Here is an 18,695-nt window from a genome sequence, read left to right on the forward strand (position 1 = left end):
GCAAGGTGACGGATGTCCGATACGCGCGCCGCGATGAGAGAGTTCCGCTTCCTGGATGAGAAGCGGAAGCTGGGAAGCCTGTCCGCTGTCGAGGAGGCTCGCTGGGTCGAGTTGCGCGGCCTCTTGGGCATCCAGGACGCGGCGGACACCGCGGCGGCGGCCCAGGCCTGGGCCCAGCCGGAGCAGCAGCAGCCCCAGGGGTACTACGGCGAGGACGGCCAGTGGTACGCCTACCCCGCCGGCTACGAGCAGCCCCAGGGCTACTACGGCGAGGATGGCCAGTGGTACGCCTACCCCGCCGGCTACGACCCGAATGCCCAGGGCTACTACGGCGAGGACGGCCAGTGGTACGCCTACCCCGCCGGCTACGACCCGAACGCGGCGGCCTATGATCCGAACGCGGCGGCCTATGATCCGAACGCGGCGTGGGCGCAGCAGGGCTACGACCCGAACGCGGCGTATGACCCGAACGCCGCGTATGACCCGAACGCGGCCGCGGGCTACGCGGCCCCGGTGGATCCGCAGGCCGGTGGGTACGTCCCGCAGGCGCCCACCGACTCGGACAGCCTGAGCCTCAGCACGGACGACATCGACATCCCGTCGTTGAGCGAGCCCGCGCCGTGGATGCCGCAGGCCCCGGTGGCGACCTCGCCGGCGGCGGCGCCGGCGGAGTCGTGGGGGACGGGCGCGGAGGACGACTTCTCCGGGTTGTCGGCGGAGACGCCGCCCCCGGTGGCCGCCGCCGCGCCGGAGCCCTCGCTGGAGGATTCGTTCGCGGACCTGTCGATGGAGGTCGAGTCGGAGGCCCAGGCCCCGGCGACGTCCGGGCTGGATCCGATGGCGGAGGCGCTGGCCTCCGCGGAGCAGGCGGCCGAAGGCGCGGAGCTGCTGGAGGCCGAGCCCGAGTCCGAGGCGGTGCTGGCCGAGGACCTGGCGCCCGCGCCCGTGGACGCGGCGTGGGATGCGGCGCCGCTGGCGGTGGAGTCCGAGGAGTCCCGAGCCAGCGCGCTCGACACGGCGCCGCTCGCGGTGGAGCCGACGGCGTCCGCCGAGGGCGGAGGCGCGGAGTGGGATTGGAGCGACGTCGCGACGGCGGAGCCTGCCGCGCCCGCGGAAGCGGCCGTCCAGGAGGCGCAGCCGGTCGCCACGGACACGGCCGGAGCGTGGGGGGCGGATGCGGCCCCTGTCGCTGGAGCGCCGGAGTCCGGTGGGGAGATCGCGCTCGGCGCGGGTGACATCGCGGAGGCCTGGACCGACAGCGCCGCGGCCACGGAAGTGCCCGCGGAGGAGATCGCCCTGGACGCGGGCGATGTCGCCACGGAGTGGCAAGCCAGCGGCGAGACTCCGGCGGCCGAGGAGATCGCGCTCGGTTCGAACGACGTCGCGACCGCGTGGCAGTCCGGGGGTGAGACTCCCGCCGAGGAGATCGCCCTCGGTTCGGAAGATGTCGCCACGGACTGGCAGGACCCGGCGGCCGCATCCGCGCAGACGTCCACTGACGAAAGCGCCCCTGGCTCGAGTGATGGCGTGACGGAGTGGGCGGCCGACAGCGCCGTTGCCACCGAGACGCCCGCCGAAGAGATCGCGCTCGATGCGAGCGAGGTCGCCACGGAGTGGCAGTCCGGCGACGCGACTCCGGCCGAGACGCCCGCCGAAGAGATCGCACTCGGCGCGAGCGAGGTCGCCACGGAGTGGCAGTCCGACAACACCGCGCCGGCACAGTCCACCAGCGAGGAGCTCGCGCTCGGCACGAATGACGTCGCGACGGAGTGGCAGGCTTCCGGCAACGAGCCGGCGACGGCTGCTTCGACGGAAGCCCCTGGCGAAGAGATCGCGCTCGACGCGAGCGATGTCGCCACGGAGTGGCAGACGGGCAGCGCCACTTCCCCGGAAGCCCCCTCCGAGGAGATCGCGCTCAGCACGGACGACGTCGCGACGAACGGGCAGTCCCCCAGCGACGCTCCGGCGGAAACCTCCGCCGAGGAGATCGCGCTCGACGCGAACGATGTCGCCCACGACGGCGACGCGGACTGGTCCGATGGCGGCGCGGCCTCGGCGGTCGCGGCCGGTGTGGAGGCCCAGACCTTCGACGTGGCCGACCTGGGCGCCGAAGAGGAGCAGCAGCTCACTCCGCCGCCCTCCCCGTTCGCGAATGAAACGGGCGTTCCGTCGCTGCGGATCCGCAGCATCCCTGTCGGCCCGGACATCGAAGCCGACACGCTGGAGCTTGGCGCGGACGACGTCGAGCCCGCGGCCGAAGCAGCCCAGACCTCGGCCTCGTGGGGAGAGCTGAGCGGCAGTGCCGACGAAGCCGTGCCGCTGGCCACCGCGGCCGAGTCGCTGGCCGAAGCGCAGTCCACCGAGCCTTCCGCATGGAACGCCACGGGTGAGGATGCGCAGCAGTGGTCCGCCGAGGGCACGCCCTCCGACGCGACCGCCACGGTCGGACTGCAGGACGCGTCCGCCGCCATCGAGCTCCAGCCCGAGTGGGCGTCCACCGCCGACACGGCGGAGGGAATCGATTCGGCGCAGGCGTGGTCCGCCACCGCGTCGTCCGAACAGCCCACCGCGAACGCCACGCCCGCCTGGGATGCCCCGGCCGCCGAATCCGCGTGGGCCGCATCCACGTCGGTGCCGCCCCCCGACGCCCAGGGCGGATGGACGCCGCCGTCCGAAGAAGCCCCGCTGATCGAAGCCCGGGCCGAGTGGGCCACGCCAGAAGCCGACGCCGCGCCCGTCGCCCAGGCGGCCGAGTGGAGCGCCACGGAAGACGCTGCCCCCATCGAGGCCCAGCCCGAGTGGGCCACGGAAGAGGCCGCCCCCGTCGCGGCGCAGCCGGAGTGGGCCCCGGCGGCGGAGGCCACGCCCGTGGCTGCGCAGGCCGAATGGAGCGCCACGGAAGAAGCCGCTCCCATCGAGGCGCAGCCGGAGTGGGCCACGGAAGAAGCCGCTCCCGTCGCGGCGCAGCCGGAGTGGGCCGCCGCTGAAGAGGCGCCCCTCGAAGCCCAGCCCGAATGGGCCACGGCGGAAGGCACCACGCCTGCCGCCGAGCAGACCGGATGGGGCACGGCCGAGGCCGCGCCGCTCGAGGCCCAGCCCAAGTGGGCCACCACCGGAGGCGCAGCCGCGGTTCCCACGCAGCCGCAGTGGGCCACCCCGGAGGCCGCGCCGATCGAGGCCCAGCCCGAGTGGGCCACCACCGAAGACGCCCCCATCGAAGCCCAGCCCGAGTGGGCCACGGAAGAGACCGCGCCTGTCGCCGCGCAGTCTGAATGGGCCACGGCTGAGGAGACCGCACCGGTCGTCGCGCAGTCTGAATGGGCCACGGCTGAAGAGACCGCACCGGTAGCTGCTCAGCCTGAGTGGACTACGGCTGAAGAGACCGCGCCCGTTGCCGCTCAGGCCGAGTGGGCCACGGCTGAGGAGACCGCGCCCGTTGCCGCTCAGGCCGAGTGGGCCACGGCTGAGGAGACCGCACCGGTCGCCGCGCAGTCCGAGTGGGCTACGGCTGAGGAGACTGCACCGGTCGCCGCCCAGCCCGAGTGGACCTCCACGGAAGGAAACGCGCCGGACACCGCGCAGGCCGAGTGGGCCACGGAAGAAGCCGCGCCCGTCGCCGCACAGCCTGAGTGGACCACGGCTGAGGAGACCGCACCGGTCGCCGCTCAGTCCGAGTGGGCCACGGAAGAAGTCGCGCCGATTGAGGCGCAGCCTGAGTGGGCCACCGAAGAGGCCGCACCGGTCGCCGCGCAGCCTGAGTGGGCCTCCACGGAAGCCGCCGCGCCCGTCGCCGCTCAGCCGGAATGGGCCGCCGCTGAAGAGGCGCCCATCGAGGCGCAGCCTGAGTGGGCCACCGAAGAGGCCTCGCCCGTCGCCGCGCAGCCTGAGTGGGCCTCTGCTGAGGAAGCCGCGCCCATCGAAGCGCAGCCTGAGTGGGCCACTGAAGAGGCCTCGCCCGTCGCCGCGCAGCCTGAATGGGCCTCCGCGGAAGAAGCCGCGCCCATCGAGGCGCAGCCTGAGTGGGCCACCGAAGAAGCCACGCCCGTCGCCGCGCAGCCTGAATGGGCCTCCGCGGAAGAAGCCGCGCCCATCGAAGCGCAGCCTGAGTGGGCTACGGAAGAAGCCGCGCCCGCTTCCGCGCAGTCCGCGTGGGCCACCACGGACGCCGCACCGGTCGCCGCTCAGTCCGAGTGGGCGAATGCTGAAGCCGCTACGCCGGTCGCTGCTCAGTCCGAGTGGGCGGCTGCTGAAGGCACCACCGCACCGGTCGCCGCTCAGCCCGAATGGGCCACCGCTGAAACCGCTACGCCCGCGGCAGCACAGCCGGAATGGGCCGCGACGGAAGACGCAGCTCCCATCGAAGCCCAGCCCGAATGGGCCACCGAAGAGGCCGCCACACCTGCGGTAGCGCAGTCGCAGTGGGCCGCGACGGAAGAAGCCGCGCCGATCGAAGCGCAGCCCGAGTGGGCCACCGAAGAAGCCGCCCCCATCGAAGCGCAGCCCGAGTGGGCCACGGAAGAAGCCGCGCCCGTCGCCGCCCAGCCGGCATGGACCGCGTCCGAAGAAGCCGCGCCCATCGAAGCCCAGCCCGAGTGGGCCACGGAAGAAGCCTCGCCCGTCGCCGCGCAGCCTGAATGGGCCTCCACGGAAGAAGCCGCGCCCATCGAAGCGCAGCCTGAGTGGGCCACCGAAGAGACCGCGCCGGTCGCCGCTCAGTCCGAGTGGGCCTCCACGGACGCCACCGCGCCCGTCGCCGCTCAGCCGGAGTGGGCCGCCGCTGAAGAGGCGCCCATCGAAGCCCAGCCCGAATGGGCGACGACGGAGGATGTGACTCCGGGCGCGGATCAGCCCTGGTCCGCCACGGACGCCTCCGCGCCCGCCGCCACTCAGCCGGAGTGGGCCGCCGCCGAGGACCCCAACGCCGAGGCCGCCTGGGCCCAGCCCGCCGCCGACGCCCAGCAGCCGTGGGACGCCCCGGTCGAGGAAGCCGCCTCCGAGTGGGTGGCCCCTCCCGCCACGCCGGAATGGGGCGCCCCGGAAGCCCCCGCCGCGCGCTCCTCCTGGGCCACGCCCCAGGAGGCCCAGCCTGACTGGATGGCTGACTCCGCGCCCGCCGCGTCCTCCTGGCAGGCCGCCCCTGCCCCCGCCGCCGAGTGGAGCGAGCCCGTCGCCGAGGAAGAGGTCTCCCTCACCGACATCACCGCCCCCACGTGGGCCGCTCAGCCCGCCGCCACGGCCCCGTCCTCCGGTTGGGAAGAGCCCGCCGTGGACGTGGACGCGGAGCTCGACGCCACGCCCGCCCTCGACGTCGAGGAGGTGGAGCCCGAGTCCGAGCCCGTCGCCGACATCGAGCTCGTCGAGGACGTCGTCCCCGCCCTGCCCGTCGCGGCCATGCCTCCGCCTCCGCCGCCCCCGCCGGCCCCGTCACTCTCCGCCGCGCCCGCCATGCCCGTGGCCCGGCTGACGCCCGCCGCCCCCGCGGTCCCGACCCTCCGGGGCCCGGCGCCCGTCGCCCCCGCGACGCCGGTCGCGGCCGCCACTCCCGTGACGGCCAACCACCTGCGCCCCACGGACGACACGCTGTTCGAAGTGCCGGGAGACGGCTTCGCCTCCGCCACCAACTCCTTCGTGGAGGGCGAGCACCGCGTCATCATCCACACCGTGGAAGGCCAGGTGAAGCGCGGCACCATCCGCGACGCGGACCTCCTGGAGGACACCATCTCCCTGGAGCAGCAGAGCGGCTTCGCCCCGGAGCGCATCCCCGGCAAGCGCGTGAAGGCCATCTTCTTCATGCTCGCCGCGGGCGCGCGTCAGCCGCAGGCGGAGGGCTCGAAGATTCGCGTCACCTTCAACGACGGCCGCCAGGTGGCCGGCTTCTCCCAGGACTTCAAGGGCCCCACCCCGGGCTTCTTCGTCGTCCCCGCCGACACCCGCACCAACACCGCGCGCATCTTCATCTACCGCGCCAGCGTGCAGGCCGTCGCCGAGGGCTGAGCCCCGCCACCGGGGCGGCCCCGCCGCCCCACATGCCGCACGAAAAAGAGGGGCCCCGGTCACCCGAGGCCCCTCTCTTCATTTCAACTCAGCGCGGTGAAGACGACGCGGACTACTTCGTGTCCTTGGCCGCCGGCGCCGCCGCCTCGGCCTTCTTCGTGGTCTCCAGGTCCAGGGTGATGGTCACCTCGTCACCCACCGCCACGCCGCCGGCCTCCAGCGCCTTGTTCCAGGTCAGGCCGAAGTCGCTGCGCTTGATCTTCGTGGTCGCCACGGCGCCACGGCGCACGTTGCCCCACGCGTCCTTCGTCTCCGGCGTCGGGCCTTCCACGGCCAGCACGACCGGCTTGGTCACGCCGTGCATGGTCAGGTCGCCCGTGACGTTCAGCTTGTCCTTGCCGGCCTTCGCCACCTTCGTGGACTTGAAGGTGATGGTCGGGAACTTCGCCACGTCGAAGAAGTCCGGGCTCTTCAGGTGCTCGTCGCGCTTGGGCTCGTTGGTGTTGATGGTGGTCGCGTCGAGGGTCGCCTCGATGGTGGACTTGGTGATGTCCTTGTCATCCAGGTTCACGGCGCCCTTCACGTTGCTGAACGTGCCGCGCACGTTGGACACCATCATGTGCTTCACGGCGAACTGCGCGCTGGAGTGCGACGAGTCGATCTCCCACGTGGACGCGAACGCGAACGACGGGGCGGCGACGGCGAGCAGCGTGATGGCGGACTTGAGGGACAGCTTCATGGTGTGACTCCTTGGAGATTGCGGACTGCGAGGTTCAGGCGCGCAGCGCGAAGCTGCGCATGGACAAGGTTCCGTGATGGAAGCCCTCGAACACGGGGGTGAGACGGTCCTCGGGGAGGGCAGCTCCGAGGACGAAGTAGATGGGCAACCAGTGCTCGGCGGATGGATGCGCGAGCCGTGAATTCGGTGCATCCCTCCACGACTGAAGCCCTACGTAATCACGCGCGGCAAGTTTTCCGGCGACCCACGCGTCGAACTCGGCGGCCCATGGCTCCACCGACGCCTGCTTGGAGCTGAAATTCACCCGGCGCAGGTTGTGCACCACCCCGCCGCTGCCCATGAGCAGCACGCCCTCCGCGCGCAGCGGCCGCAGCGCCTCCCCCATGCGCGCCACCTGCGCGGGCGTCGCGTCCGCCGGCAGCGCCACCTGCAACACGGGCACGCGCGCCTCCGGGAAGGCATGCAGCAAGGGCACCCAGACGCCGTGGTCCAGCCCGCGCTCGCCCTCCGCCACCGCGGGCACGCCCGCCGAGGACAGCCGCGCCACCACGTCCTGTGCCAGCGAGGGCGCACCGGGCGGCGCATAGCGCAGCCGGTACATCTCCTCCGGGAAGCCGTAGAAGTCGTAGACGAGCGGCGGAGCGGCCATCGCGGTGACGTGCACGCGCGCGTCCGTCTCCCAGTGCGCGGACACCACCACCAGCGCCTTCACCGGGCCCGCGCCGTCACCAAAGCGCTTGAGCGCCTGGGGGTACGCGTCCGCGTCCAGCGCCGTCATGGGCGAGCCGTGCGAGACGAACAGGGCCGGCGCCACCTGCCGGGCGACCGAGGGGCCAGGCCCCATCACCCCCGCCACCCCGGCGGCCGCCACGCCCTGCAGCACCTCGCGTCTGTCCACCCCGGAAGCCATCGTGGCGCCTTGTACTGCAACCCCAGGACCAGCGCACCCGACATGATAACCCCATGAAATGACAAGGAATCACGTCCCGCCCGTGCGAAACGCCTCTCAAATTGATAGAGAGACGCATCAGTCTGAAAGGCACCGGGAGACACCGTGGCGGGTCTGGAAGGGTTGGACTTGAGGGAGCTGCTCGCGTTCGAGCCGAAGGGCGGGGTCATCCGCTTCGCCGGGCAGCGGGCGTTGTTGATGGATCCGGTGGCGCTGGGGCTCCTGCGCAAGGAGCTCATCGGGATGCTGGGGATGACGGCCGCGCGCGGCATCTTCACGCGGCTGGGCTACGCGCACGGCTGGCGCACGGCGGAGGCGATGAAGACCGCGGTGCCATGGACGGACGAGGCGGAGTGGCGCCGCGCGGGCGGGCGGCTGCACACGCTGATGGGACAGGTGCGCGTGGAGCGCATCGAGCGCACGGACAAGGACGGCCCGGAGCCCTTCGCGGAGGCGCAGTGGCGCGACTCCTATGAGGCCGAGCAGCACCTGCTCCACCTGGGGCAGGCGGACCAGCCGGTGTGCTGGAGCCTCACCGGCTTCGCGTCCGGGTACCTGAGCTACTGCAACAACAAACCCATCTACTGCGCGGAGCTCAAGTGCGTGGGCCACGGCGACGCGCTCTGCCACATCGTGGGCCGCCCCGAGGAGGAGTGGAGCACCGAGTGCACGGAGTTCCTGCGCTTCTATGAGACGCAGTGCATGGAGGGCGTGCTCGGGCAGGTGACGGAGGCGCTGCGGCAGGCGGAGCGCAAGCTGCGCGCGAAGCGGCAGTCGCTGGCGCGCGTGTCCGGCGTGACGGAGGACCCCGCCGGCATGGTGGCGCGCGCGGAGGCCATGCAGCGCGTGCTCAACCTGGCGCGGCGCTCGGCGAAGGTGGACACCACCATCCTCGTCACCGGGGAGAGCGGCGTGGGCAAGGAGCGCATCGCCCGGCTCATCCATGACGAGTCCGGCCGCGCGCCCAAGGCCTTCATCGCCGTGAACTGCGCCGCGGTGACGGAGGGCCTGCTGGAGAGCGAGCTGTTCGGCCACGCGAAGGGCGCCTTCACCGGCGCCACGCACGACCGGCCCGGCCTCTTCGAAGCCGCGCACGGCGGCACCCTCTTCCTGGATGAAGTGGGCGAGGTGCCCCCCGCCATGCAGGCCAAGCTCCTGCGCGCCCTCCAGGAGCGCGAGGTGCGCCGCGTGGGGGAGAACACCAGCCGCAAGGTGGACGTACGCGTGGTGGCCGCCACCAACCGCGAGCTGTCCGAGGAGGTCCGCCTGGGCCGCTTCCGCCAGGACCTCTTCTACCGGCTGCGCGTCATCGAGCTGCGCATCCCGCCCCTGCGCGAGCGCAAGGAGGACATCCTCCCCCTGGCGCGGCTGCTGCTGGCGGAGGCCGGTGAGCGCCTGGGCCGGAGGGTCAACAGCCTGTCCCCGGACGCGGCGGATCAGCTGCTGCGCTACCCGTGGCCGGGCAACGTGCGCGAGCTGGGCAACGCCATCGAGCGCGCGGTGGTGCTGTGCGAGGGCCCGCGCGTGGAGCGCGATGACTTGCCGGAGGAGGTGCGCGCCGCGCCGCCCAGCCTGGTGCCCACCGGCAGCCCGCGCCGGCTGGAGGACATGGAGAAGGAGTACATCCTCGCGGTGCTGGCGCAGAACGGCGGCAACCGCTCCCGCACCGCGGAGCAGCTGGACATCGGGGTGGCCACGCTCTACCGGAAGCTCAAGCAGTACGGCCACCCGGAGGCCGCGCACTAGCCGCGCGGCCTTCGGGCCTTCAGCCCCTTCAGTTGAGGAACTGGTCGCGGTCCGGCGGACGGTTGCGGTCCACCACGCGCAGGTGCTTGGAGCGGTCACGCAGCTGCCGCTGCAGGCGCCAGTGCTGCAGCTGGAGCATCAGCCGCTTGGGGCTCGCGCCGCGCACGTACGCGAACACCAGCACCAGGCTGATGAGCTCCGGGGCCAGCACCTGCCAGGCCGGCGCGGTGAGCAGCCGCAGCACGGTGAAGCCCGCGCCAATGGCCGCGAACCAGTTGCCCGTGAGCGGGATGCCCCAGAAGTTCGTCTGCCCCCGGCCAATCACCAGGCCGTAGGCCACCCACAGCACCGTCGTCATCACCGAGCCGCCGGCGTACAGGCTGGCCATGGGAATCACGAGCGACAGCAGCACCGTGATGACGCCGGCGAGCATCGTGATGCCCACCGACGCCATCAAGAGGCGCCTGGGCCCCCAGGTGGACTCCAGGAAGCCGCCGATGGACCAGATGATGATGCCGCCGAAGACGATGCCCAGCGGGTCCGTGGCCACGAACGCGTAGGTGAACGGCTGCCACACGCGCAGGGCAAACACGTCCCGAGGGTTGAGCAGCAGCAGCACCCCCTGCCCCCGCTGTGTCGCCAGGAACAAGGCGGAGAACGCCACCAGTGCCACCGCCAGCTTGGCGGCCATCGAATCCAGGCCCGGGAAGCCGCCGCCGAAACCGCCGCCTCCCCGGTTGAAGCCCCGCATGGGTCGCATAGAGGCCCAAAGGTGGTGGAACACCGCCCGGTCCGCAACCCCAAATCCAGAAACGATGAAGGGCGCCCCGCCCTGGTGTCACCAGGGAGAAGCGCCCTCGCATCCCACGCCTTCACCAGCCTCGAGGCCGGTCCTACGCCTTGTGGCGGTAGAAGAGCGTGATGGTCAGACAGTGAAACTCCTTGTCCGAGGACTGCGTGACGATCTTGTCCACGACCTCCACCGAGGAGTTCTCCTTCAGCCACTTGGTGATGTTCTCGCCCATGTTCTCGCGATCGCGCGCGAGCGTGGTGGAGAACACCTTGACTCCCGTGAAGCTGATAACGCCCATTCCAACCCTCGTGTCACCAGAGATTACAAATGTTTACCCCGAGTCGCGGGCGCCATCAAGAAACGGGCCCGACAATCCGGCCCGGGAGGCGCGTCCTGCCCCTGGGGGAAGCCCCTGAAGGGAGGGGGCCCGGCCACCGTCCACCCGCCGACAGTGCGGCGAAAGGGCGTGGGCACGGGCCCCGGCTTCTTCAGCGGCCGGCGGCGGCCCGGCGGGTCTGACAGGTGATCTCGTCCTTGCAGGCGGGACCGATGCCTTCCGGGTGGGCCGTCAGGGGCGTCTTGTCGCTCTCCTCCACGCCGCACACCACACAGCGGCGCTTGCGGTTGCGGCGCTCGGCACGGCGCTGCTCGGCGATGGCCTTGGCCCGCTCGCGGGCCGTCTTCGCGTCCACCTCGTTGCTCATCTCACGTCCCGTCCGGAAGTCGTCTGCCCCGTACCCCGTCACCCCGAGCACGCCTAGAGCGCCTCGACCAGCACGGCGATGCCCTGGCCGCCACCGATGCAGGCGGACCCGATACCATAGCGGGCGCCCCGGCGCTTGAGCTCGTACGCCAGCGTCATGGTGATGCGGGCCCCGGAGGCCCCCAGCGGGTGGCCCACGGCGATGGCGCCGCCGTTGACGTTGGTGGCGTCGCGTGGCAGGCCCAGCTCCTTCTCCACCGCCAGGTACTGGGGCGCGAAGGCCTCGTTGACCTCGAAGAGGTCCACGTCCGTGAGCTTCGCGTCCGCGCGCTTCAGCAGGTTGCGGATGGCCGGCGCGGGGCCAATGCCCATGATTTTCGGGTCGCAGCCGGACACGCCCCAGTTGACGAGCCGCGCCACGGGCTTCAGGCCGTGCTTCTCCACGAAGCTGCGCGTGGCCATCACCATGGAGCCCGCGCCGTCGCAGATGCCGCTGGCCGCGCCCGCGTGCACCACGCCGTCCTTCTTGAACACCTTGGGCAGCTTGCGCAGCCCCTCCACCGTGGTCTCCGGACGGTTGTGCTCGTCCTTGGACACCACCGTGTCGCCCTTCTTGCCCTTGAGCGTCACCGGCGAAATCTCATCCGCCAGCCGGCCGGACTCCTGCGCCGCGGCGAAGCGCTTCTGGGTGAGGACCGCGTACTGGTCCACGTCGTCCTGGGTGAGGCCGTAGTCCACCGCCAGCTGCTCGGCGGTGAGCGCCATGGCCTGGCCGGTGTAGCTGTCCGTGAGGGCCGTCCAGAGCATGTCCTCCAGACCGCCCTTGCCCAGCGGCAGGCCCCAGCGCGCGCCGCGGATGACGTGGGGCGCCTGGCTCATGGACTCCGTGCCGCCCGCGAGGACGGCCTCCGCGCCGCCCGTCAGCATCATCTCCGCGGCCGTGACGAAGGCCTGGAAGCCGGAGCCGCACAGCCGGTTGACGCCCAGCGCGGGCACCGGCACCGGCACGCCCGTGCGCAATCCCACATGGCGCGGCAGGTAGATGGCGTCCGCGCTCGTCTGGACGACGTTGCCGTACACCACGTGCTCGATGAGCTCCGGGGAGACGCCCGCCTGGGCCAGGGCCGCCTTCGCGGACTCCACGGCCAGGTCGGTGGCGCTCAGGTCCTTGAGGCTGCCGCCGTAGGTACCGAACGGGGTGCGCTTGCCGGACAGGAAGTAGATTTCCTCGTTCTTGGATACGCTCTTCATGGTGCTCGTCTCCCTACTCTTCCGGGGCGCGCGGTGCACGCACGACGTGACGTGGAAAAGCGTCCGGGGGGCCGTCAGCCCGCGCGCCGTCCCAGGAAGGCGCTGGCGACGATGGCAAGCGCGATGGCCGTCCACAACAACCCCTGGAGGTTCTGGCGGCGGATTTCCTTGCGGCCCAAACCCTCGTACCAGGCCTTCGCCGTCTGGACGCGCCCCTCCCAGGTGAAGCCCTCCGGGCCCGCCAGTTCCAACCCCTCGAGTCGTCGCACATGCGCGCGCAACAGGCGCTCCGGTGCGGCGTCCTCCAGGGAGCCGGAGCGGTAGCCGGGCACGTCCAGCGCGGGGCGCCGGTAGCTGGCGGTGACGACGAAGCCCCCGGAAGCCAGGGGGGTCAGCAGGTAGAGCCGGGGCAGCAGGTCGCTCCCCTCGTGGAGGGTGGCGAAGATGCGCTCGCCCGCGTGCGCCCAGTCGTAGGAGCGGGTGGCCTTCTGGAGAAGGGGCTTCTCCTCGTGGCTGCCCAGGGGCGTGAAGCCCAGCGCCTGGAGCTGGCCCGCCAGGGGGGCGAGCGCGTCCGGCAGGTCCATCTGGTCCGCCGGGGCCTCCGGCTCCACGCGGACGGAGTGGGGAAAGAGGTAGAGCAGCGCGCGCCAGAAGTTGAGGAACAGGAGCACGCCGGCCAGCACCAGCCCCGCGACGGCCACCCCCAGCTGCCCGAGCACGTTCACGGGCGGGGCTTTCCGCCCTGGCGCCGGTCCGCGGTGGCGGGCAGGTGCTGCCACTTCGCCAGGTCCCCGGGGGTGAGCGGGTCGCGGCCCTCCAGGAAGCGCTCCAGGTGGCCCAGCGAGTCCACGCCCCAGAACATCTCGTCGTCCACCAGCACGGACGGCACGCCGAAGGCGCCCGCGGCGAGCGCTCCTTCCGTGTTCTTGCGCACGCGGTCCTTCACCTCCGGCAGCTGCGCGCGCTCGAGCAGCGCCCGCGCGTCGAAGCCGGCCTCCGTCAGCACCGCGCCCACCTGCTCCGGCGTCTCGATGCCCCGGCCCTGGCCCCACGCGGCCGAGTAGAGCGCGGTGGTGAGCCGCGTGCGCTCCGCCACGTCGTCCACCGCGGCCGTCACGCGCAGGGACAACAGCGGGTTGAACGGGTGCGAGGGCGGCAGGGTGAAGGGCGCGCCCTGCTCATGCGCGATGCGGAACGTCTGCTTGAAGACGTAGACGCGCTTGGCGGGAATCTCCGCCGGGCCAATGGAGCCCACGGCATTGAGCAGCCCCGCGAGCAGCACCGGCACGGGCTCCAGCTCCCGGCCGTGCCGGGCCGCGATGGCGGGCATGCGGAGCCAGGCGAGGTAGGCGTACGGGGACAGGTAGTCCAGGCAGAAGCGCAGGGGGGAGGAGGCCATGGCCCCATCCTATGCACGACCCGGCCGTCAGGCGCTCTGCTTCACGTCCTCGTGCTGGCGCGACAGCGGGCCGCGCAGCGACTGGGCCAGCAGCTGGAGGTGCGTGGCCCGGGCGGTGGTGAAGGCCCGCTCGGCGATCTCCAGCTCTCGCATCACCTCTTCCGGCGTGCCGTAGCGCTCCGCGTGCTGCAGGTAGACGAGCCCCATCTGGAGCACGTTGCCGGTGGACTCCGCCAGCAGGCGCGCGTGGCGCAGGTGCATGTCCCCCTCCTCCTGGGACACCAGCGGCGCCAGGGCGCGGCGGGCCAGGATTTCGTCCCAGGGGTTGGCGAACCGGGGGTCCAGGGCGCGCTCGAGCGCGGCGTGCGCGGCGGCGAGCGCGGCGGGCAGCCGGCCCTGGTCGCGCTCGAAGCGAGACTGGTACACGCGCACCAGCGTCTCCATGCGCAGGCCGCCCTGGCGCGCGGCCTCCAGCGCGCGGGGCAGGGACTCGCGCGCGGCGCCCGCGTCCTCGAAGAGCACGTCGCGGCAGGCCTGGTACACGAGCACGTGCGCGCGCAGCCAGCGGTCCTCGGGCAGCACGCGGGACAGGGCCTCGCCGCGCGACACCACCGCGGCGACGAGCTCGTGCTCGCCGCGCTCCAGGTAGTACGGCGGCGTGAAGAGGGCCAGGTTGCGCTCCATCAGCCGGGGGCTGCCCAGCCGGCGGATGAGCTCCGTCTTCTGCGCGAGCGCGGACGCGAACGCGGCGCCGTCGCCGGTGAAGGCCGCGCGCGCCACCTGCGCGAAGAGGTGGTAGGCGCGCACGTCGGTGAAGCCCTGCCCTTCCGCCAGCTGGAGCCCGTCCTTCAGCAGCTCTTCATCCAGCGGCTCGCCGCGCAGGGCCAGGTTCACGTTGAGCAGGTAGCCGCCCATGCCCAGCGCCCACGCCAGCCGCCGGGGCGGGCGCCCCACCGCGTCGCGGAACGCGCGCAGCCGCTGCACCTGCTTGCGCTGCTCGGCCACCCCACCCGCCCACTGGCCGGTGTACGCGCTCAGCGTGGAGCGGGCCACGGACAGCCCCGCCCGGTACGGCGAGTCCTCCGGGTGCTCCGCGGCCACGCGCGCGATGAGCGCCTCCAGCGCGTCCGTGCGCCCCAGGATGGCCAGCGCCATGCCCTGGAGGATTTGAAGCTCCGAGCGCTTCCAGAAGACGTCCACCGGCGCCATCCGCGCGTCCGCCGCCACCTCGCGGAAGAGCGGAATCAAGAGCTCCTCGCGCTCCGCCGGCGTGGCCGTGCGCGCGGACTCCAGCCGGGAGAGCGCCTCGCGCCGTCCGGACGCCACGTCCACCGTGGCCTCCCAGTGCGCGAAGAGCCGGTCCGCGTACGCCACCGACGTCGGCGGGTCGCTGGAGTAGCCCACCTCCACCAGCGACACCCACGTGCGCAACAGCTGCTCCGAGCGCCCCGGGTAGTCCGGAGCGGACTCCAGCAGCGCCGCCGCTTCCTTCAAGAGCAGCGTGGCCTCCAGCAGCGCCTCCGCCTCAATGGCCGCGTGCCCCGCCTCCAGGAGCGGCTGGATGGCCTCCGCGGGCGCGTCCGAGCGCGCGAAGTGCCAGCCCACCGCGCGCACCACGCCCGCGCGCCCCGAGGGCAGCGCCTGGAGCGTCCGCGCCACCCGGCCGTGGTGCGCCCGGCGCTCCGCCTCCGGCGTGCTGTCGTAGACGGCCTGGTGCACGGTGTCGTGCGTGAAGACGTAGCGGCCCTCCACGTCCTGGAGGAACTGCCGCTCCACGATGCCGTCCAGCACGGCGAACAGCTCCGCCTCCGGCAGGCCCGACAGCGCGCGCACCAGCGGCAGGTCCAGCATGCGGCCCGCGGGCGCCAGCCTGCGCAGGAGCGCCACCTGCTCCGGCGGCGCGTTGGCCAGGCGCATCAGCACCGCCTCCTGGATGCTCTCCGGAAGCCGGCGCGTCCCCAGCCCCTCCTCCGCCTCCCACCGCCCGCCCACGCGCTTGAGCGCGCCCGCCTCCACCAGCATGCGCAGGCATTCCGTGGCGAAGAAGGCGTTGCCGCCGGTGGTCGCGTGCAGCCGCTGCACGAACCCCTCCGGCACGTCCAGCCCCGGCAGCACCAGCTCCACCAGCGTGGCCACGTGCTCGGCGGACAGGGGCTCCAGGTCCATGCGGGACGTGAGCTTCTCGTCCACCGTCTGGAACGCGAGGCTCAGGCGCGACAGCTCCTGGGAGCGGAACGTGCCCACCACCATGCCGCGCGTGCCGTGCAGCGCGCGGATGAGGACGTTGAGCGCCTCCAGCGACGCGCTGTCCGCCCACTGCAGGTCCTCGAAGCACAGCACGAAGGACTGCTTCGCCCCGAGCGTGCGCGTCCACTCCGACAGCGCCTCGAAGAAGGCCGCCTTCTCGTCGGAGCCGTCGCGCGGCAGCTGCTCGTGCAGGTCGCTGTCGAACACGTCCGACGACAGGAGGCGCGCGAGTGGGGCCTTCACCCGGTCCATCAGCTCCGCGGACGTGTGCGGCACCAGGCAGCGCAGGGCCTGCGCCACCGGCGCCAGCGGGGACAGCCCCTCCGCGCGGCACTGGCCCCGGCCAAAGGGCAGCTCCGCCAGCTTCGCCTGCAGCTCGAACTCCTGGAGCAGCCGCGTCTTGCCCACGCCCGCGGGCCCGCCCACGAGCACCGCGCGCGACTGGCCCCAGTCGGCCTCCGCCAGGCCGTTCATCAGCCCTTCCAGCTCCGCCTCGCGCCCCACCACCTCCGGCACGTGCAGGTAGCTGGCGCGCGCGGACAGCGACTCCTCCGGCACGGGCTCGCCGCTGGCCTGGCAGAGCGCCTCCAGGAGTTCGCCCGCGTCCTGGAAGCGCTCGCGGGGGTCCTTCGCCATCAGCAGGAGGATGATCTCCTCCAGCTGCGGATCCACCGGGCAGATGGTGGACGGGCGCGGCGCCGGGCGCGTGAGGTGGTCCGCGAGCAGCACCGCGGGGCTCGCGCGCTTGAAGGGCAATTTGCGCGTGGCCAGGTACCAGGCCATCACGCCCAGCGAGTACAGGTCCGCGCGGCCGTCGATGCTCGCGCCCCGCTGCCACTCCGGCGCCAGGTACTCCAGCGTGCCCTTCAGCTTGCCGGGGCTGGGCGTGCCCAGCTGGTGCATCACGCCGAAGTCCATCAGCTTCACCGCGCCGGACTCGGTGATGCGCACGTTGCTGGCCTTGATGTCGCAGTGCACGTACAGGCGCGAGTGGATGAACGCCAGCACCTGCGCCATCTGGATCAACACGCGATACAGCGTGCGCGTGTCCAGCGGCGCGTCGTGCACCAGCGAGCTCAGGTCCTTGCCGCCCACGACCTCCATGGTGATGAAGCGGTTGCCGGCCTCCGTCATGCCCCAGTCGAAGACCTTGAGCGTGGACGGGTGCTGCAGCTTCTTCATCGCGAAGAACTCGTGCCGGAACATCAGCACCAGCTCCTCCACCTTCGCGGCGGACAGCTCCGCGGGGACGTGCATCTCCTTGAGCGCCACGCGGCGGCGCTCCTGCAGGTCGTCCGCCAGCCAGATGCGGCCCATGCCGCCTTCGCCCAGCAGCGACTCCACCCGGTAGCGACCGGTGACGATGACGCCTGGAATCAGCGAGCGCCGCTCGCCCTCGCCCGAGCCCGGCAACGTGATGGGCGTACGCATCCGCTCCCCCCACGTGCTCGGAGGGCGGGTGCGCTCATCCAGTACCGTTGTCTTCTCGTCGTCGCTCACGAGCCAAAGGGCTGGCCGGGGTCCGGCCAGGGTCCGGATTGCAGAATCCAGACGTCGGAGGAATAGCACGTTTCAGTGACACCGCCTCCGGGACATCCGAGCAGGTGCACCCTCGGCGCTCATTCCCCTGATCCACCGACTCGCGGGATGGAGGCGCGGTGGGGCGCCCGGACGCCTGCTGGGGAGCCACTTCCACACCCTCGCCCACGACGCACCCGTCCGCATGCACACCCTTCCTCCAAGCCCGTGGGCCCGTCGCCCCGGGAGGAGGGGGAAGCGGCATGCGTGCATGGAAGTGGGGCGGCGCCACGGTGGCACTCGCGTCCGTGACGGCCTGGATGGCCTGTGGCCAGTCCGGAACCGGTGAAGCCGAGGGCATCGAGAAGGCCGAAGCGGCGACGGTGACCCTGGGCGACGGGCACTGCGCGGGCGTGGTGGTGGGCCAGGGCCGCCATGTCCTCACCGCGGCCCACTGCGTCGCACCGGACGCGGGCAACGAGCGGACGAACTTCGAGGACGGCCGGCAGCTGTGGGGCCGCTACGTGTTCGTGGATCGCGGCCGGGACCTGGCGGTGCTGGAGCTGGAGGCGAAGGCGCCGGTGGCCCCGCTGGAGGTGGCCGAGGGGCTGCCCATCCCCGGCGCGATGCTCGTCTTCACCGGACGCCATGACCGGCCCGGCGAGCCGCAGCGGGTGATGGTGGAGCGCTGGGGCCGCTGTCCCTCGCTGCCGGAAGTGCCCACCGCCCTCTTCACCACGATGCACGGCTTCCCCGGAGACTCCGGCGCGCCGCTGGTGGACGAGCAGCAGCGCGTGGTGGGCCTGGTGCACGGCGGCGCGCGGTGCAGCGTCGCCGCGCCCACGGGCGAAATCGCGCCGGAGATCCAACGCCTGTCGCGGGCGGACGCGCAGCCCCTGGCCCGGCGACCGGCCTCCGCGCCGCGCTGACGCGGCAGGACGGCGCACCCGCCCTTCCCGCACCTGGACGGCCGGGCAGGCAGCCCCCGCACGGGCCGTCGTTGCCCGCCCGCCCCCGCGCGTCCCACCTTCCCGTCGGAGGTGACACCATGGCTTCGGACAAGGACTCCAAGAACTTCCAGCCGCGCAACCGGGGACAGATGGAGGACGCGCTGGACCGCGGCGCCGCAGAGCTGGCCCGGGAGCGCTCCCGGGCGGCCGCCCGGGAGGACGTCAACCCCGGCCCGGTGGAGGAGACGGCCTGGGAGGCGCAGGTGGAGCGCGGCGCGGAGTGGCAGGACGAAGAGGTGCCCGAGCGCGAGGCGCGGGGCGACGAGGAGCCGGACTCCGAGGTTTCCCGGCGCGGCCTCGTGAATCCGCCTCCCGAGAGTTAGGGGCGTTGGCGGCAAACCCGTGA

General features: G+C 72.4%; 13 protein-coding genes. 4 read left to right on the forward strand and 9 right to left on the reverse strand.

Features of this window, described 5'->3' with window-relative positions; genetic code table 11:
- Nucleotides 1–12 precede the first annotated feature (12 nt).
- The gene (locus tag NR792_RS18730; RefSeq protein WP_375761375.1) at nt 13–5,994 is read left to right on the forward strand and encodes a DUF6982 domain-containing protein; all 5,982 of its coding nucleotides are present in this window, start codon (nt 13–15) and stop codon (nt 5,992–5,994) included.
- A 112-nt stretch (nt 5,995–6,106) separates the two neighbouring features.
- Here NR792_RS18730 and NR792_RS18735 read toward each other — a convergent pair whose 3' ends face one another.
- Together NR792_RS18735 and NR792_RS18740 are read right to left on the reverse strand one after the other, a co-directional pair.
- Nucleotides 6,107–6,733: a YceI family protein gene (locus tag NR792_RS18735; RefSeq protein WP_375761376.1), complete on the reverse strand. Its 627-nt coding sequence runs from the start codon at nt 6,731–6,733 to the stop codon at nt 6,107–6,109.
- 34 nt (nt 6,734–6,767) lie between these two features.
- Entirely contained in the window at nt 6,768–7,643 is an 876-nt protein-coding gene (locus tag NR792_RS18740; RefSeq protein WP_375761377.1) for a DODA-type extradiol aromatic ring-opening family dioxygenase, read from the reverse strand.
- Nucleotides 7,644–7,787: 144 nt separating this feature from the next.
- Here NR792_RS18740 and NR792_RS18745 point away from each other — a divergent pair, with 144 nt between their 5' ends.
- Nucleotides 7,788–9,428: a sigma 54-interacting transcriptional regulator gene (locus NR792_RS18745; protein WP_375761378.1), complete on the forward strand. Its 1,641-nt coding sequence runs from the start codon at nt 7,788–7,790 to the stop codon at nt 9,426–9,428.
- A 28-nt stretch (nt 9,429–9,456) separates the two neighbouring features.
- Here NR792_RS18745 and NR792_RS18750 read toward each other — a convergent pair whose 3' ends face one another.
- From NR792_RS18750 to NR792_RS18780, 7 genes are all read right to left on the reverse strand, one after another.
- On the reverse strand, nt 9,457–10,188 hold the full coding sequence (locus NR792_RS18750; RefSeq protein ID WP_375761379.1) for a DUF1751 domain-containing protein: 732 nt from the start codon (nt 10,186–10,188) through the stop codon (nt 9,457–9,459).
- Between the two features lie 133 nt (nt 10,189–10,321).
- Nucleotides 10,322–10,519: a hypothetical protein gene (locus NR792_RS18755; RefSeq protein WP_207047995.1), complete on the reverse strand. Its 198-nt coding sequence runs from the start codon at nt 10,517–10,519 to the stop codon at nt 10,322–10,324.
- Between the two features lie 190 nt (nt 10,520–10,709).
- Entirely contained in the window at nt 10,710–10,925 is a 216-nt protein-coding gene (locus NR792_RS18760; protein ID WP_120523727.1) for a hypothetical protein, read from the reverse strand.
- Nucleotides 10,926–10,978: 53 nt separating this feature from the next.
- On the reverse strand, nt 10,979–12,175 hold the full coding sequence (locus tag NR792_RS18765; RefSeq protein ID WP_375761380.1) for an acetyl-CoA C-acetyltransferase: 1,197 nt from the start codon (nt 12,173–12,175) through the stop codon (nt 10,979–10,981).
- A 74-nt stretch (nt 12,176–12,249) separates the two neighbouring features.
- Complete coding sequence (locus NR792_RS18770) at nt 12,250–12,900, reverse strand: hypothetical protein (protein WP_375761381.1); 651 nt, start codon at nt 12,898–12,900, stop codon at nt 12,250–12,252.
- Nucleotides 12,897–13,574, reverse strand: a complete 678-nt coding sequence (locus tag NR792_RS18775; protein WP_375761382.1) for a 2-hydroxychromene-2-carboxylate isomerase — start codon at nt 13,572–13,574, stop codon at nt 12,897–12,899. The genes NR792_RS18770 and NR792_RS18775 overlap by 4 nt, the downstream gene beginning before the upstream one ends.
- A gap of 27 nt (nt 13,575–13,601) precedes the next feature.
- Entirely contained in the window at nt 13,602–17,252 is a 3,651-nt protein-coding gene (locus tag NR792_RS18780; RefSeq protein WP_375761383.1) for a protein kinase, read from the reverse strand.
- A 350-nt stretch (nt 17,253–17,602) separates the two neighbouring features.
- On the opposite strand from NR792_RS18780, the gene NR792_RS18785 reads away from it, so the two are divergent.
- Together NR792_RS18785 and NR792_RS18790 are read left to right on the forward strand one after the other, a co-directional pair.
- A complete protein-coding gene (locus NR792_RS18785) occupies nt 17,603–18,268 on the forward strand; it encodes a serine protease (protein WP_375761384.1) in 666 nt (221 codons plus the stop codon).
- Between the two features lie 119 nt (nt 18,269–18,387).
- Nucleotides 18,388–18,672 carry a hypothetical protein gene (locus NR792_RS18790; protein ID WP_375761385.1) on the forward strand — a complete coding sequence of 95 codons (285 nt, stop codon included), beginning with the start codon at nt 18,388–18,390 and terminating at the stop codon, nt 18,670–18,672.
- The last annotated feature ends 23 nt before the right edge of the window (nt 18,673–18,695 follow it).

The sequence above is a fragment of the Corallococcus exercitus genome, assembly GCF_042231735.1.
GTDB lineage: Bacteria > Myxococcota > Myxococcia > Myxococcales > Myxococcaceae > Corallococcus > Corallococcus exercitus_B.

Coding starts and splice junctions, on each gene's coding strand:
- NR792_RS18730 (WP_375761375.1), top strand. CDS start 13: ATGTCCGATACGCGCGCCGCGATGAGAGAGTTCCGCTTCCTGGATGAG.
- NR792_RS18735 (WP_375761376.1), bottom strand. CDS start 6,733: ATGAAGCTGTCCCTCAAGTCCGCCATCACGCTGCTCGCCGTCGCCGCC.
- NR792_RS18740 (WP_375761377.1), bottom strand. CDS start 7,643: ATGGCTTCCGGGGTGGACAGACGCGAGGTGCTGCAGGGCGTGGCGGCC.
- NR792_RS18750 (WP_375761379.1), bottom strand. CDS start 10,188: ATGCGACCCATGCGGGGCTTCAACCGGGGAGGCGGCGGTTTCGGCGGC.
- NR792_RS18755 (WP_207047995.1), bottom strand. CDS start 10,519: ATGGGCGTTATCAGCTTCACGGGAGTCAAGGTGTTCTCCACCACGCTC.
- NR792_RS18760 (WP_120523727.1), bottom strand. CDS start 10,925: ATGAGCAACGAGGTGGACGCGAAGACGGCCCGCGAGCGGGCCAAGGCC.
- NR792_RS18765 (WP_375761380.1), bottom strand. CDS start 12,175: ATGAAGAGCGTATCCAAGAACGAGGAAATCTACTTCCTGTCCGGCAAG.
- NR792_RS18775 (WP_375761382.1), bottom strand. CDS start 13,574: ATGGCCTCCTCCCCCCTGCGCTTCTGCCTGGACTACCTGTCCCCGTAC.
- NR792_RS18780 (WP_375761383.1), bottom strand. CDS start 17,252: ATGCGTACGCCCATCACGTTGCCGGGCTCGGGCGAGGGCGAGCGGCGC.
- NR792_RS18785 (WP_375761384.1), top strand. CDS start 17,603: ATGCGTGCATGGAAGTGGGGCGGCGCCACGGTGGCACTCGCGTCCGTG.
- NR792_RS18790 (WP_375761385.1), top strand. CDS start 18,388: ATGGCTTCGGACAAGGACTCCAAGAACTTCCAGCCGCGCAACCGGGGA.